At 43.9% G+C, this 16,159-nt stretch carries 13 protein-coding genes and 1 tRNA gene; 6 read left to right on the forward strand and 8 right to left on the reverse strand.

What is annotated here, in order from left to right:
- Nucleotides 1-293 precede the first annotated feature (293 nt).
- A complete protein-coding gene (locus D7V92_RS20740) occupies nucleotides 294-734 on the reverse strand; it encodes a DoxX family protein (RefSeq protein ID WP_036611335.1) in 441 nt (146 codons plus the stop codon).
- A 409-nt stretch (nucleotides 735-1,143) separates the two neighbouring features.
- Here D7V92_RS20740 and D7V92_RS20745 point away from each other — a divergent pair, with 409 nt between their 5' ends.
- Nucleotides 1,144-1,722 (forward strand): Crp/Fnr family transcriptional regulator, encoded by a 579-nt coding sequence (locus tag D7V92_RS20745; protein ID WP_005858942.1) that lies wholly within the window; start codon nucleotides 1,144-1,146, stop codon nucleotides 1,720-1,722.
- A gap of 64 nt (nucleotides 1,723-1,786) precedes the next feature.
- Nucleotides 1,787-2,209: a GNAT family N-acetyltransferase gene (locus D7V92_RS20750; RefSeq protein WP_008772644.1), complete on the forward strand. Its 423-nt coding sequence runs from the start codon at nucleotides 1,787-1,789 to the stop codon at nucleotides 2,207-2,209.
- Nucleotides 2,210-2,272: 63 nt separating this feature from the next.
- Here D7V92_RS20750 and D7V92_RS20755 read toward each other — a convergent pair.
- A tRNA-Arg gene (locus D7V92_RS20755) sits at nucleotides 2,273-2,346 on the reverse strand.
- Between the two features lie 196 nt (nucleotides 2,347-2,542).
- Here D7V92_RS20755 and asnA point away from each other — a divergent pair.
- Nucleotides 2,543-3,580, forward strand: coding sequence for an aspartate--ammonia ligase (asnA, locus tag D7V92_RS20760; RefSeq protein ID WP_036650658.1), 1,038 nt, complete (start codon nucleotides 2,543-2,545; stop codon nucleotides 3,578-3,580).
- 21 nt (nucleotides 3,581-3,601) lie between these two features.
- Nucleotides 3,602-4,264 carry a uracil-DNA glycosylase gene (ung, locus tag D7V92_RS20765; RefSeq protein ID WP_005858947.1) on the forward strand — a complete coding sequence of 221 codons (663 nt, stop codon included), beginning with the start codon at nucleotides 3,602-3,604 and terminating at the stop codon, nucleotides 4,262-4,264.
- A gap of 74 nt (nucleotides 4,265-4,338) precedes the next feature.
- Here the strand turns inward: ung and D7V92_RS20770 are convergent, their stop codons facing one another.
- The 3 genes from D7V92_RS20770 to D7V92_RS20780 form a co-directional block, all read right to left on the reverse strand.
- On the reverse strand, nucleotides 4,339-7,083 hold the full coding sequence (locus tag D7V92_RS20770) for a putative LPS assembly protein LptD (protein ID WP_036612367.1): 2,745 nt from the start codon (nucleotides 7,081-7,083) through the stop codon (nucleotides 4,339-4,341).
- A 65-nt stretch (nucleotides 7,084-7,148) separates the two neighbouring features.
- Nucleotides 7,149-7,691, reverse strand: a complete 543-nt coding sequence (locus D7V92_RS20775) for an HDIG domain-containing metalloprotein (RefSeq protein ID WP_005867908.1) — start codon at nucleotides 7,689-7,691, stop codon at nucleotides 7,149-7,151.
- Nucleotides 7,692-7,837: 146 nt separating this feature from the next.
- Nucleotides 7,838-10,252 (reverse strand): DPP IV N-terminal domain-containing protein, encoded by a 2,415-nt coding sequence (locus D7V92_RS20780; RefSeq protein WP_121773678.1) that lies wholly within the window; start codon nucleotides 10,250-10,252, stop codon nucleotides 7,838-7,840.
- Nucleotides 10,253-10,347: 95 nt separating this feature from the next.
- Between D7V92_RS20780 and D7V92_RS20785 the strand changes: the two genes are divergently transcribed.
- Nucleotides 10,348-11,541 carry an exo-beta-N-acetylmuramidase NamZ domain-containing protein gene (locus D7V92_RS20785; RefSeq protein WP_121773679.1) on the forward strand — a complete coding sequence of 398 codons (1,194 nt, stop codon included), beginning with the start codon at nucleotides 10,348-10,350 and terminating at the stop codon, nucleotides 11,539-11,541.
- A 6-nt stretch (nucleotides 11,542-11,547) separates the two neighbouring features.
- Complete coding sequence (locus D7V92_RS20790) at nucleotides 11,548-13,605, forward strand: TonB-dependent siderophore receptor (RefSeq protein ID WP_121773680.1); 2,058 nt, start codon at nucleotides 11,548-11,550, stop codon at nucleotides 13,603-13,605.
- A 50-nt stretch (nucleotides 13,606-13,655) separates the two neighbouring features.
- Here D7V92_RS20790 and D7V92_RS20795 read toward each other — a convergent pair whose 3' ends face one another.
- The 3 genes from D7V92_RS20795 to D7V92_RS20805 form a co-directional block, all read right to left on the reverse strand.
- Entirely contained in the window at nucleotides 13,656-14,105 is a 450-nt protein-coding gene (locus D7V92_RS20795; protein ID WP_036612380.1) for an META domain-containing protein, read from the reverse strand.
- On the reverse strand, nucleotides 14,105-14,530 hold the full coding sequence (locus D7V92_RS20800) for an META domain-containing protein (protein ID WP_005858961.1): 426 nt from the start codon (nucleotides 14,528-14,530) through the stop codon (nucleotides 14,105-14,107). The genes D7V92_RS20795 and D7V92_RS20800 overlap by 1 nt, the downstream gene beginning before the upstream one ends.
- 83 nt (nucleotides 14,531-14,613) lie before the next feature.
- On the reverse strand, nucleotides 14,614-15,984 hold the full coding sequence (locus tag D7V92_RS20805; RefSeq protein WP_044545557.1) for an MATE family efflux transporter: 1,371 nt from the start codon (nucleotides 15,982-15,984) through the stop codon (nucleotides 14,614-14,616).
- Between the last annotated feature and the right edge of the window lie 175 nt (nucleotides 15,985-16,159).

A 16,159-nucleotide genomic window follows, 5' to 3' on the forward strand; every position in this document is an offset into this window, starting at 1 on the left:
TAAAGTTCCCCCAGAACTACGTGTTTTTAGGTTGCGTTTTCTCAAAAGTGTGTCCATTTGTAAGAACTAAAACAGCTATATTCATTAACCCTGTCATCCTTAACTGACGACAATGAGATCTGTAACAGCCAAGCCACACAATTTTCGTGTGCTTGCCTTGATCTCCAGCAATGAACGTGAAAAAAAAATTGTGTATTTTTGTTCTCCAATAATAAGAATGGTTACAAAAACACGTAGTTCTGGGGGAACTTTATTAAACATATTGCATTATAATGCAGAATAAAAAAAGAGGCCTACTTAGCTAACCGAGTGACAAAAACTGCGATCAGACGATCTAACGAGAACTTGCCAGGTCCTGCTATATACATCAAGATAAAAACGACCAAGTAAACGAACGCCAACTCTTTCAAAGAAAACGGATCATTCCCGTGAATCACGAAGAAAGCCACTCCCATGGTAAAAATCATCGGGATCATTGCCAACCGATAGAGCGCACCGAGAATAAAGCCAATCGAACAAAAAAGCTCCCCAAAAATGGCCAAGCCTAGAGAAACCGAATGTCCAACTCCCAGTGGGTCCGGAAATGCGGCGGACATGCTCTCAAAATTCGTCCACTTCTGTATCCCATGCGAAAGCAATAGACCTCCAAATAACAAACGAAGCGCCAACAACAGTAACGATATAGCTGTACCATCCGGCTTCATTGGAAAAAGAAATTTGTAAAATGCTGACATAATTCCCCTATTTTTTATCTTATCAATTCATCTTTCTGGTAATAAAACAAAAACGAAGCAAGGTTAGTTCAGCAAAAGCTCCGGGAATTGGCAAGCGGCTTATCTTTCGCCTTGCAAAACGTTTGCCACTACTATCATAACACTATTTACCTTACTATAATACAACGACTTGAAATAATACATCTTCAAAAGAGTAACAATTTAACAACATGCTAATTACCTTTGTTTTCCGTGTTCTTTCATTACTTAAATAACTCCATCATAAACGTACATAAAAACTTTCGGTTTTTTCGTAAGTTTGTAGTCGAAAATATATTTCACTGAGTATGAGAAATTAAATTAAGGAGAACGGGAGTAACAGTGAATATATCAAATGAGTAAGTATATTACGAATTATTACATTTAGATTATGCTTTTAGAAAAACTACTTAAAGGATTTAATTATAGCACCAGTACTTTCAATTTGAAGGAATCTAAGTTATTTGACCAATATTTTGAACGAATATTGATTAGTAAAGGTACATTTTTGGTCAAGGAAGGAGAAATAGAGAGGTATAGTTATTTCGTTTTTGATGGAATATTACGTTGTTGGCTATTAAATCATAAAGGAGAAGAACAAATCTTTTGGTTTTGTAAAGAGGGTACGTTCTCAATGTCGAACATATCTTTTACATTACAAACAAAGTCTGCGTTTAATGTGCAAACAATTGTAGATAGCGTTATTTACCGAATAGACAAAAAACAAGAAAATGAACTATACACCGCTATACCTAAGGTAAAAACTGTATTTGAAGATTTGAATGCTATATTGCTGAATAAACTCTTGAAAAGAAATATCGACTTGATTAAATATTCCCCTGAACAGTATTATCTACAGATGATTGAAGAATATGGCATTACACTAAACTATATACCGCTAAAAGATATAGCTTCTTATTTGGGTATCACACCACAAGCACTAAGCAGAATCCGTAAACGTATTTTTTAACTTAGATTCAGTGCTTTAAATGTAAAAGTTCCGAACTTTGTAGCTTTAAATAGTAATTACAATTATGATTAGAAAAATTAAAGTTACAGATCATCCACGTTTGATGGAAATCTGGGAAAGTGCAGTATTAAATACACATGATTTTCTTAAAGAGGAAGATTTTCTATACTATAAGGAACAACTTCCAGTATATTTTCAACATGTCACTCTATTCGGATTTGAACAAGAGGGAATCTTAGTAGGATTTATGGGAATCGCAAAAGGAAATCTTGAAATGTTATTCATTGACAATAATTATCGAGGTATAGGAATAGGAAAAAAATTAATCACTTATGCCATAGATAATTTGCAAGTAACAAAAGTCGATGTGAATGAGCAAAATAATCAAGCTGTCGGTTTTTATAAACATATAGGCTTTAACACATACAAAAGGTCTGATTTGGACGGAGAAGGTAAAGAATATCCTATTTTACACATGCGGTTATAGTTTTCCTTAAAATCACATAAACAAAAAATCCTTGGTAATCATTAGATTTCCAAGGATTTCTTGTGACCCGGGTGGGACTCAAACCCACGACCTTCAGAACCGGAATCTGACGCTCTATTCAACTAAGCTACCGAGCCAAAGACTGCGCAAAAGTACATATAATATCTTAGTTTAGCAAATACAGGAGAGAAATATTTTATTTTTGATATTTTGCATATAAGTATTCTGCTTATTCTGCCATTTTGCAAATAAAAGCGATCACATTCTTGTTATTTTGCCATTAATCATTATCTTTGCCGCACATATTTCACAAACACAAAGTACAACAAGTATATGAGCTATCTTATTAAACCCGCAGGGTATAAAGCCTTACTTAACTTATCCCAGACTGAAATGGGAATCAAGAAGATCAAGGACTTTTTCCAGCAAAACCTCTCATCCGAGCTACGCCTAAGACGCGTAACCGCACCGTTATTCGTACTTAAGGGCATGGGTATCAATGATGATCTTAACGGGACCGAGCGAGCCGTTACTTTTCCAATCAAGGATTTAAACGACTCTAAAGCAGAGATCGTACACTCACTCGCCAAATGGAAACGACTGACACTCGCCGATTATCACATTGAAGAAGGTTACGGTATTTACACCGACATGAACGCCATCCGCTCAGACGAGGAGCTAGGTAATTTACACTCTTTATACGTGGACCAATGGGACTGGGAACGTGTAATGAGCGAAAGCGAACGTAATATCGATTTCCTCAAGGAAATCGTTCGTCGCATATATGCCGCTATGGTCCGTACCGAATATTTAGTTTACGAGATGTTTCCTCTAATCCGCCCGACGCTCCCCCAACAGATTCATTTCATCCATTCCGAGGATTTGTTACAAAAATATCCTACCTTTACACCGAAAGAGCGGGAAGACGCTATCACCAAGGAATACGGGGCCGTATTCATTATTGGTATCGGATGCTCGCTAAGCAATGGAGAGAAGCATGACGGACGTGCTCCGGACTACGATGATTGGTCTACGATCGCCGAGAACGGACAAACTGGATTGAACGGGGATTTATTGGTTTGGGATGATGTACTAAACCGTTCTATGGAACTATCCTCTATGGGTATCCGCGTCAATAAGGAAGCCTTGCTACGCCAGTTGGATATTTGCAAAGCCGGGGAGAAAAAGGAACTATATTTCCACAAACGCCTCTTGAGCGGTGAACTTCCGCAAAGTATCGGCGGTGGTATCGGACAAAGCCGGTTGTGTATGTTCTATCTTCGTAAGGCCCATATCGGAGAGATACAGGCAAGTATCTGGCCGGAGGAGATGCGCAAGGAAGCACGTGCGGCTGGAATGATGCTTATTTAGTTAACAGCCAACTATTATATTATGGATGTAAAGATTGAAGAAAGCTGGAAAAAACGGTTAGCCGACGAGTTTGAAAAAGATTATTTCAAGCAATTGACCGATTTCGTTAAACAAGAATACCGCCAAGGTACTGTTTATCCTCCCGGTCCTTATATGTTCAACGCTTTTGAGCACTGCCCGTTCGATAAAGTGAAGGTCGTTATCCTCGGCCAAGATCCTTATCACGAGCCGGGACAGGCGCACGGACTTTGTTTCTCCGTGCAGGATGGGGTACCTTTCCCCCCTTCCCTCATCAATATATTCAAAGAAATACAAGATGATTTAGGGCATCCGGTTCCAACAACCGGCAATTTGATTCGTTGGGCAGATCAAGGCGTATTACTGCTAAACGCCACTCTCACAGTACGAGCGCATCAAGCCGGTTCCCATCAAAATAGAGGTTGGGAGACCTTTACCGATGCTGTTATTCATCGTCTGGCGGCTGAAAGAAGCCATATCGTTTACATATTATGGGGTTCCTACGCACAAAAGAAAGGTGCTTTCATCGATTCATCCCGTAATCTGGTTCTTAAATCAGCCCATCCGTCCCCACTTTCCGCTTACCGGGGATTCTTCGGAAACAAGCATTTCAGCAAAGCCAATGATTATTTAATCGCAACTGGGCAAACTCCCATCGAATGGTAATTGAGAATTAAAAATTGAGAATTGAGAATTATTGGATTGTGTAACTTTAATTCTCAATTCTCAATTTTCGGTTCTTAATACCACTGCTGTCCATCCCTATAATTACTTCTCTTATCATACTTCAAATCTTTCAATAAAGCAGAGCTTACAGCGATACTGAATGTATAGGATTTATAAGGACCGACCGGAACGAAACTAGCCGTCATTTGCCAACAGTGCAAGTTACGAGTTACGTTACAAGTCATATAAGAAATCTTCTTAGCGTCAAAATCATAAGTAGCGTTAAAGTTAAAACGCCAGTTCTTTGTCGGCTGGATATTTCCGTTAAAGCTCAAAGAGTGAGTCAAGGCGTAATCATACTCCAGTTTAGAACGATTAAAATCACCATACCGCAAGCTCAAACCATAACTAAACGAGAGGCTCCAAGGAATCTTGGAAATTAAATAGCCATCGGCATCTGTCTCACCGGTCTCTTTCTTTTTGCCCAACAGACGGCCACCACTTTCCTTATTCTCGCCCTCTCCTTCTCCATCCGGGTTCAAGCCATCCGGATCTGCATTCGGATCCGTGGAAGCCGATTGATTCCCGGATTTATCCGATGAGCTATCACCTCCTCTAAACAACTTCTTGAACGTATCATTATTAAATGTATAGGAAAAACTGGTGCTAGTCCCTCTCAAACGGCCAATACCCTTGCCTGCTTTCCAACGGGGAATATCGACACGATGCCCATTCTCATCGTACGTATAGGTATCGAACTGACCATTCAAGTTCAACGTATAGCTCTTGGATAATTTCAAACGTAAACCGACACTCAAGTCACTCCACTTAAATGAATCCGCCGCCATATTATAACTCATGCCTAACGACAGCTTATCGATCAGACTAATTTTCTTGAATCCGGTAGAGTCCTTATCCGAACGCACCTTCATCTCGATATTGTTATTTACGTCAAAACTGATATTTCCTTGTTTTCCCGTTCCCGGAACGCCATACATATTATGAGCGAACGGAGAATACGTATATTCACGATCCTCACCATTCGCGTCTTGATATACATAAGTCTCATAAAAACCAAAACGAGAAGAAGCGAAGTCCGGCTGGGCGCTTACCGTAATAGACGGCTCGAAGCGGTGACGGATCATCTCAACCTTATTACCCAAGAATGGCAACGGTTTATAAAAACCATACAAGGTAGTAGACGCAGAGATAGAAGCGTTAAAATCGTAAATACGATAAAAACCATACGTAGTGTCGCGGGCTACCAAAGCCTGTTTCTGCGTATCATATTCCTGTTCGATCTTGCTGGTGTACCAACGTTCCTTATAATTGAAAGAGGGAGAAATATTCAAGTACTTGAGCACGGAGAATGTAGCGCTTACCGGAATCGAGTGCTGCATAGCATTCTGCCAATCTTTGATCAAATTCGATTTGAATAATAAGTTTTCCTTTGTCGTGATACTATTACTGAACGTACCGGAATAACTCATGGAGATCTTCTCGTACCAACGCTCCTTCCCGACCGGATGCTTCCGCTTGAAAGGGAAGATACGGCTCATCGTAACCGTCATGCTAGGCAAGGTTACGGCGATAGAAGAATCACGGGTCGTCTGGTTTATACTCATCGTACCGGAGATCGTGAACGGGTTATTCGGGAAACGTTTCGTTACGTTAATGGATGAACTCTTCGTATTCTGGTTCACGTCGGCATACCCGTTTGCGTTCGGGTATAAACTGTTCTGATTATTACGGTCATACGAAGAGGTCGAGAAGTTTACGCTCGCCGAGAAAGACAGATAAGGATTCGCCTTAGGGTCTTGCGTATGCGTCCAGTTTACCTTGAAGTCCTTAGACAAATTATAGTCGGGTAATCCCTTATCGCCCAATTTCGTCACCAAATAAGAAGCATTAAAACTGCCCGAGAATTTATAGCGTTTCCGATAAGCCGAACGGGCCGACAATCCCCAAGATCCCTTGGTATAAATCTCTCCCAACAAAGCCAAGTCCATATAATCGCTCAAGGCAAAATAATATCCACCGTCACGCAAGAAGAAACCTCTGGTAGACTCGTCTCCGAAAGTCGGCATAATAATACCGGATGAATATGTACTCGAGAACGGGAAGAAACAGAAAGGTAACCCGATCGGATACAACGGCACGTCCTCCAAGACCAGATAGACCGGACCCGTTACGATATTCTTTTTCGGGCGCACCTTCGCTTTCGTCATCTGGATGTAAAAGTGAGGATGCTCATGCTCATCGCAAGTCGTGTACTTACCACCCACCATGTTCAAGATATCCCCTTCCATCTTTTTCGTTCGCCCGGCGGTAACATACCCTTCGCCCTGCTGGGTAATCACGTCCGTGATATATCCTTTCTTGGTACCGAAATTATACCGCATCGTCTTCGACTCATATTGCTGGTCGCCCTCCTTAAACAACGGATAGCCAAACTCCTGCCCGATAGAGTCGAGTCCAAACTTAGCGAACACGATGCTACTATCCATATTCATCTCAATCAATTCGGATTGCAGCTCGATATTCTGGTATTTGACATCGCCTTCCCCGTAAAGATATGCCCAGTTGCCAGCTGTCATCACGATAGAATCGGTCGCTTGATAACTGACCGGAGCATCCAGCCCGGTCTGCTTCTTAGGAATCGAATCTTCCGCTAACGTAGTACTATCCGTAGGAGCCACCAAGAGAGAATCAGCCTGCGCCAAGCTATCGGCAGGAGCGACAATCTCCTGCGCTTGCACGCCCAAACCTCCCAAGAGGAAAACGAATAGAATGATTAGGACTCTATATATCAAAAACATTACTTCGTTCTTTGCAGTGTGTTACAGCGTGCAAATGTATAATAAATAAACGAGCCCTTATGCTTTTATTCCCCTAAAAAGAGTTTACACCAGTGTTCAAACTGCTCAACTGTCTCATTTCCATACTTGGATAAGCTCTGTTTTATCTTATCAGCCGGTTTCTCTTTCGTCAATTTAGTCTTGCTAAAGAATTTATCAGCGAAACAGATCAATTGTTCTTCCAATGACACAGGACGCATATCACGATGTGGAACAGGCAGGTTCCGTTCCTCGATCATGGCAAGCGAAAGCCCCGTCCCCGTATGCCTCTCGCAAACTAAGGCGTGGCGAGGATACCCCTCTTTCCGCATTAAATCGGCTCCCAGATAGCCATGACAGATATAATCGGCCTCCCCATGGCAATCGATATCCGGAGCGTTACACAAAAAGATCCCTATGTCATGCAACATTGCCGCTTCCTCAATAAAAGTCAGATCCAGATTCATCTCCGGATGCAAACGGGCCAATGCTAATGCCTTATCCGCCACGCTACGGCTATGAGTCACCAAAATCCGGTAGGCATCCGAACTTTCCGGATAATATTTCTTTATTATATCAAGAGGTTTCATCCTATTTATTTTTTTGCGAGACAAAAATAAACAATCTCTCTCACATATGGATGAGTTCGCAGAAGATATACTGCATTGGCCAAGTAATATATACTGCGTTAGCGATGTTAGTATGTATTACTTGGCAAAGTCAGTACTACTTCTCATCACTGATACCCCTGAAACCAATTGCCCAGCTTCAAATCTTTTATATCTGCACCTGTTTCCCGTTCGCCTCTCAAATACTCAGAGAAGTAATCGACCATCCGCCAGTAATAATATTCATTATAGTCATCAAAATGATGACGTTTTCCCGGTACGATCAACATATCAAAGCGCTTGCCCGCCTTGATCAACTCGTCCACGACAACAATGGTATTTGCCGGATGCACATTATTATCGATATCGCCATGGATTAATAACAGATGGCCTTTCAAGTTCCTCGCCAATTCCTGATTGGTCGGGATGCGAATATCGAACGAGATATTTCCCATATCATCCGTGATCTCCTTTACTCCATGGTGTTTCTCTCCCCACCACCGGTTATAAATGTTATTGTCATGATTGCCGGCACAAGATACCGCCACCTTAAAGAAATCCGGATAAAGCAGCATAGCCGCTGTAGACATGAAACCGCCACCGGAGTGTCCGTGTATGCCGACCCGGTTGATATCCATGAATTTATAACGAGCGCACAACTGCTCGATAGCCACTTTATGATCCGCCATCGGATAATCACGCAAATTTCCATATCCATAATTATGATACCACTTGGAGCGACTGGGATGCCCTCCCCTGTGTCCCATGCAAACCACGACAAATCCGGCTTGCGCCAAACGATCCGTACGAGGATTCAACGGAATGTAGCGAAAGAAAGTTCCCTCCTGTTGCGGTCCGGGGTATACATAGTTAATGACCGGATATACTTTCGTGGAATCAAAATCAAAAGGCTTATACATGACACCATACAAATCGGTCACCCCATCGGCCGCCTTTACCGAAAAAGGCTCAGGGAATTTATAACCTGCCATGAATAATTGGGAGAAGTCACTCTCCTCCAAGGTCATCAATCGGTTACCTTGGTTATCATACAATGCCGTAGCCGGGATCGTATTGACACGAGAATAGTTATCCACGATATATCGCATGGATTTATCCATAGAGACCAGGTGGAAATAATCGCCCGGAGTAATCAGCTTTAAGCCCGAACCATCCAGATTCACCCGATACAAATGCTCGTAATAAGGAGTCGTATCTCCCTTTTCCCGGGCATTCGCCTTGAAGTAAACGACACGATTCTTACTGTCCACGTCTACGATGGCGTCCACATGCCAAGGCCCTTTGGTGATACGGTTTTTCAAATTTCCTTGCGCATCATATAGATACAGATGCGCCCAACCATCCCGTTCGCTCCAATGGATCAATTCCTTACCATTATCGGTCATCGCTAGCGGGCGGGTTTCCATTGAAGTATTTAGACGTTCCTCAATGATCGCTTTTACCGAATCCTCCCCGATCGTGTACGAACAGATATCCACCCGTTTCATATCCCGGCTGACACGGGTCAAATAGAAGGTCTGGTTATCTCCCAACCAGATCGAGTTCCGAGTGAGTCCCGTACGCTCCTTATCCGGCTTGGAGGCTAGATTGATTGTTTGATCTTTAAAACAATCCACCCGGATTTCTTTCCGCTTCCCGGTATTTTCCAAATCAAAGAGATATAAATGAACGATTGGAGAACCCGCCTCTCCCGGCATCTGATATTTATAGGTCTCAAGTGTAGGACGAGGTTTGGCGATCGAGTTAATCACCCATAAATCTTGCACCGCACGTTGATCCGACAAAGTCGCGGCGAAATAACGACCATCGGGAGACCAGTTCCCCATTACATATTTCCGCTTATGGTCACATAAAGTATCGGTATTCAAGAAGGTCCGGGGCATACCAAAGCCAAAATCTTTTTCGCCATCCGTAGTCAAGGCGATCTCGGATATCGTCTTATCCTCCGGGTCCTTCACGGCCTTCTCATAATCCTCATAACTCATGACATACAGGTTCAAATCTTTCGCAAAGACGACCCGCTTTTTATCCGGCGATATATTCGCCCAACGGATTTTAGCAGGAATCTCGTCTTTCGTAATCCGAGTCAACCGGAAGGACGGATAATCATACGAGAAAAAATAGTTCCCGTTCGTACCCTTTATCGAGAAAGTAAACGTGCGATCATCTTCCTTTAAGCGTAAATCTTCGATAGGAAGTTGTTGTCCGGTAAAAGGCTCTCTCACGATCTCGCTTATCTGTGCCGCCAACTCATCCCGATCGAATAATAATCGTTTATTTCTCGAATCGGGGTCCACCAGATACCAGTTTGTCCCCTCGCTCGTCTTATACTCATACCAGAATTTGTCACTATTATTAAAATAATTGGGGGTAAGGGTATAAGAGAAAAGTAACTGTTCCGCATTCGACGGGGCGAAACGGCGTGCTTGCGTATATTCCGGCAGGACATCTTGCGCATAGGTGAAAGACGCCCACGACAAACTCAAGAAGGCTACCGCATAAAAAAGTGTTTTTACATTCATATTCTAGTATTGTCTGTTATTCGCCTCAAAAGTATAAACTTTCTGTGAAAAACATTTCGTACTTTTGCGGTTAGTATACAGTTATTATATATGTAATGAAACAGATCTTTATATTTCTAGTCATACTTTTTAGCCTGACGCCAACGGTCTATTCACAAAACGCCCCGTTAAAGCTAGGTGCCGAGCGGATGGATGTCGTCACTCGTTTACTGAAGGGTAAGCGGGTAGGATTAGTGGTCAACCAGACTTCCATTTTGGAAAAGCGGCAGATTCATTTATTAGATGCGCTAGTAGCGGAAGGCGTAGACGTTAAGAAGGTGTTCGCTCCGGAACATGGATTCCGGGGAACCGGTGATGCCGGAGAGGAGATAAAAGACAGCCGGGACTTGAAAACAGGCATCCCCATCATCTCTATTTATGGGAAAAACAAGAAACCGTCCGCCGAGCAACTGGGCGACCTCGACGTGATTGTTTTCGATATACAAGATGTAGGTGCCCGTTTCTATACCTATATCAGCACGATGCATTACGTGATGGAAGCCTGCGCCGAAAACAACAAAGAGTTTATCGTGTTGGACCGCCCGAACCCGAATGACTTCGTAGACGGACCGATCCGCCAGAAAGGATTCGAGTCTTTCGTCGGTATCGATCCGCTCCCGATCTTGCACGGCTTGACCGTAGGGGAATTGGCATGGATGATCAATAAGGAAGGCTGGCTGAAAAGTACGCCCGATACCTGCCGGTTAAAGATCGTAAAGATGGAGAATTGGAAACACGGAGATCCCTATTGGTTGCCGGTCAAGCCCTCTCCGAACCTCCCGAATGACCAGTCTATCCGCCTGTATCCGTCGCTTTGCTTTTTTGAGGCTACGAACGTTAGCGTGGGAAGAGGAACCTATTATCCGTTTCAAGTACTAGGTTTCCCGGATCCTAAATACGGGAATTTCACTTTTACCCCGACCTCCTTGCCCGGATTCGATACCAATCCCTTGCAAAAGGATAAAGTATGTTACGGCATCGATCTGCGGGAATATCCGTTCGAAGGAGGATTAACCTTGCGATTCTTCCTCGACTTCTACAATAAAGCGGGAAAGGATCAAGCCTTTTTCTTCTCCCGTCCGAACTGGTTCGATTTATTGGCAGGCACGAAGCAGCTCCGCTACCAGATCGTAAGGGGCTTATCCGAGAAAGAGATCCGGGAAAGTTGGAAACCCGAGCTGGATCAATACAAGGCCATGCGTAAAAAGTATTTACTTTATCCGGACTATCCTACTCAAAATAAAAAATAAGAACGAATGAATTATTGGGAATCGCATACCCAAGTCGCCGTACGTTTCCGCCGATTCGACCGGAAACGTTACGCCGCATTCCGGAGTATGCACAAAGTCATTAACATTGGAGTCGTAACAGCAAGTACGCTACTATTCGCCCTGCCCGACACGGCGCAAGCTCAAAAGACAATCGAGCCTAACCGGACCGGCGAGGAAGCTTCCGTAGAGCTGGAAGAGGTAGAAGTTACCGCCTCCCGTGCGCCTATCGCACGGAATCAAGCGACCAAGATCGTGACAGTCATTCCCGCCCGTGAGATCGCGGCGGCACCTGTCACCAGTATCCAAGATCTTTTAGAATATGCCGCAGGAATAGACGTCCGGCAACGAGGAGAAGGAGGCACCCAAGCCGATATCTCCATCCGGGGAGGGACGTTCGACCAAATAGCGGTTCTCTTAAACGGGGTCAACCTCTCCAACCCACAAACCGGCCATTATAGTTTTGACCTCCCGGTGAATCTCTCGGACATAGAGCGCATCGAAGTGGTATCCGGCCCTTCTTCCCGTATATTCGGGGCCAGCGCTTTCGCCGGAGCGATCAATATCATCACGAAAACAGGAAAAGAGAACAGGATATCGACCGACAATTACGCCGGAATGCATAAGCTATGGAAACTGGAAGCTGCCATCAATCACGCAACCACTCATTTCGGACAGCGCCTTTCCGCAGGGTATGCCTCGTCCGGAGGGTATATAGACAATACAGACTTCAAACAATTAAATCTTTTTTGGCAATCGGAACTTAAAAGCGAGGAGGCCGATTTCCAATTCCAAGCCGGATACAACGACAAAGGTTATGGAGCGAATAGCTTCTACTCCGCTTCCTACCCCAACCAATACGACAAGACTCGCCGCTTTTTCCTCTCCGCCGGAGGAGAAACACATGGCAAAATCAAGTTCACCCCCAAGGTATACTGGACCCGACATTTCGACCGGTACGAGTTGTTCCGTAGCGATCCCGCCGATTGGTATACCGGGCATAATTACCATGAGACGGAAGTATTCGGAGCCAACCTCAACGCCACGACACAGTGGAAACTAGGAAGAACCAGTATGGGCGTGGAATTCCGAAACGAGGGAGTAAGGAGTAACGTATTAGGCAAGCCGATGAAGGAACCGCAGGATGTTCCTTTCGAGAAAGAAGGGCAATATCTAAAAAGCGATAACCGAAGTAATATCAGCTACTTTCTTGAGCATAACGTATTATTACGCCGCTTCACGTTGTCAGTCGGGGTCTTGGCAAACTATAATTCGGCCTTAAACGAAGGGATTCATTTCTATCCGGGAATAGATGCCAGTTACCGTATCGGGGACAATTTCCGTCTGTATGGGAGCTGGAACCGGGCATTGCGTATGCCGACTTTCACCGATCTTTATTATGAGGGTAAGACGAATAAAGGAAATCCTGACCTAAAACCGGAAGAAAGCGAGGCTTTCGAGGTCGGACTGAAATACAACACTTACTTCCTCCGGGCTCATATAGCCGGCTTTTACCGAAAAGGCAAGAACATGATCGATTGGGTGAAAGAGAAACCGGAAGATATCTGGGAAAGCCGAAATCTGACAAAAGTCGATAACCTTGGTTTCGAGACTAACCTGAGTTTATTACCGAGGGAACTGGGCAACGAACGGTTCTTTATCCGGAAAATAGAACTGGGATATGCGTTTATCCATCAAGACAAGGATAGTGAGGGGTATATATCGAATTATGCGTTAGATTATCTGAAGCACAAGTTCACGGCTCAATTAAGCCATTCTATCTGGAAAGGTTTTTCGGCCACTTGGTATGTCCGTTGGCAAGACCGGGCAGGTAGTTATACTAAATACGAGAATCTTAAGCCGGCTTATGAGGAACCTTACGCTCCTTATTGCTTAGTAGATATGAAAGTAAATTGGGAATATCAGCGGTTAAATCTATATGCGGAGTTAAATAATCTGCTCAATTCCACTTATTATGATCTGGGAAATATCCCCCAACCGGGTATTTGGTTTAAGGCAGGATTCCGTTATAGTTTCAAATATTAATACCCAGTTGTAGAGACGGGGCACGCCCCAGTCTCTACAACTGGGTGATTTTATTTTTGCTTTTTGATCACCAACAACTTATCATTATTGGTCCCGAACAAAGCGATTTCCGTAACAGGAGCCGCCTCACCCTGTGCCTCAAAGCGCACCACCTTATTAAGCGCTTCTAGCAACTCCCGCTCGCCGTTCATATCCGGGCAAGCCATTCGGGTAGTCGCTACCTGTGGGAACTTAATGATATTTCTATAAGCATCATTATATTCGATCTTCCCCATCAACCGATTGCAACCGGCATTTCCTGAAAGCCCTTGACGAGCCACGTCGAACACCAAAACCTGATGAGTCTCCTCGGGATTCAACGTCTTACCGTTCATCTCCACGACACCCCATTCACCATCCAGATCCGAGAAAGAAGCTACCACCGCTTTCTTGGATTTACAGCCGGCGAACAAACCGACGCCTACCAAAAGCAGGCAAATATAAAAAAGACCTTTTCGCATTAATTTCTCTCCAATACTAATAATACATTACCATCTTGGTCTACCAGCAACATCTCATTCTCATCTTTTCCGGCCTTCACGGAACGAACCTGATCCATCGATTGAAGCACGCTCGTCTCCAAATCCATATTCGGACAAGCCATCATAGTCGTAGCGCCCGGAGCGATCGTAATAGAAGATACATCTTCCGGATCTAACGTGATCGTCGTATTGAATAAATTACAGCCTGTATTTCCATGTAATTTCTTCTCAGCCATATTGAAGTCCATCTGCGGCAGGCCTTCTTCCAAGACTTTCTCACCTTTCACTTCTACCACATTCCATTTACCTTCCAACTTCTTCACATCTGTCTTGACGTCTGAACAAGAAAACATCATCCCAACGAAAGCGGGAAGCAAAAACGCATAAAACAATACCTTTTTCATCTTCATCATAATCTTTTATAAAATATCTATTGTAATTAGTAAGACGCAAATAGAAGGCGAAATGTTCCCAAGAGCACCCTGTTTTAGCTTATATTAACAGGATTCTTGATTAACATCCTCTTTTTCCACTTCTGCGTTCGCCACCGCAAACAGAGTACCGCTCCCCTGGAACACTCGTCCAAAGCAAAAGCGAACCACATCCCCGCTAAGCCTAATCCGAACACGATACCGAACATATACCCGCAGAACACGGCAAAGAACCACATACAGAATAACTCGATAATTACCGGGACCACGACGTCGCCTACCGAACGCAAGCAGAATAAGAACAGCAGTACCGTGGCCCGCCCTTGCTCCAAGAGTACATCTACCAGCAAGGCTCCCATCGCGATCGTTATGATTGCTTGATTCTCAGTAAATATCCCCAATAAAGGACGTCCCAGCAGATAAACCCCGGTACTAGCGACCAGCGTAATCAGCAACGACCTCCTCCAAGCATACCAACTCAATAAATAAGCGGCTTGCTTCTTCCTCGCGCCCACCAAATTGCCGGTACAAATAGAAGTAGCTTGCGCGATCGACAAAGAAAAGATATAGCCGATTATCACGATATTCATCACATAAACACGAGCTGTCAAGTACTCATTACCCAGCATATTGATAAAGTAGACAATCGTCACCTGCGAGGCATCATACGAGATTTGTTCCGCTGCCGAAGGCAAACCGATCTTCAACACATCTTTCAACTTCTGAAACGGGAACGGACGGAAATAAGCCAAAGGGATACGAGGCACCAACCGCTTGAACAGCATGATAAACAAAAGTGTCATCGCCACTCCCCGGCAAACAGAGGTAGAGATAGCCGCTCCTTGTACACCGAGGGCAGGGAAACCAAAATGGCCAAATATCAACGCATAATTTCCAAACACATTCAATACATTGATCAACAAGGTCACCTGCATCGCGTAATTCGGCTTGTTCGCCGCACGGAGCACCGCCGATATCGTGAAACTAACCGCTTGGAAGAAGCCGAACCCTCCGACAATGTGCATATAAGTCTCAGCGTCCGGCATCAGATCCGGACGGATATCCATCAGGACCAACATCTCCCTACCGAACAAGAAAAGCATCAAGCTGATCAAGCAACCTACGCCGGCGTTAAACAACAAGGAGGTTCCTAACACCTGAATAAAACTCTTATTATCTTTCGCCCCAAAATAGAGGGCGCACATGACAGACGTTCCGGTCGTGGTAATATTGAACAGCAGAAATACCATGTTCAGCAATTGATTAACCACACCTACCGCTGCCACCGCATTATCGGAATGATGGCTCAACATAAGCGTATCCACCACGCCTAAAGTCAACATCAGCAAGGTTTCCAGAAAGATAGGCCCTGTTAATTTAAATAATTTGCCTCTCAGCCCTCTCGGGGCACGGAATAGTCTATACATGTCCATTGATCTGCTTTCTACCTAAACACCTTTTTTACGAGTCCGCGAAGGTACAAAGCTTTACGCTAAATAGGTTTCGCTATTTCTATTATTTTTATTAATTCTGGAAGACTTTTATAACCTCTTTATTTATAAGTGGTTTGAATGGAAGGATAAAATAGAGGTAACGAATTGG

It is taken from the genome of Parabacteroides sp. CH2-D42-20, assembly GCF_003670185.1.
GTDB lineage: Bacteria > Bacteroidota > Bacteroidia > Bacteroidales > Tannerellaceae > Parabacteroides > Parabacteroides distasonis.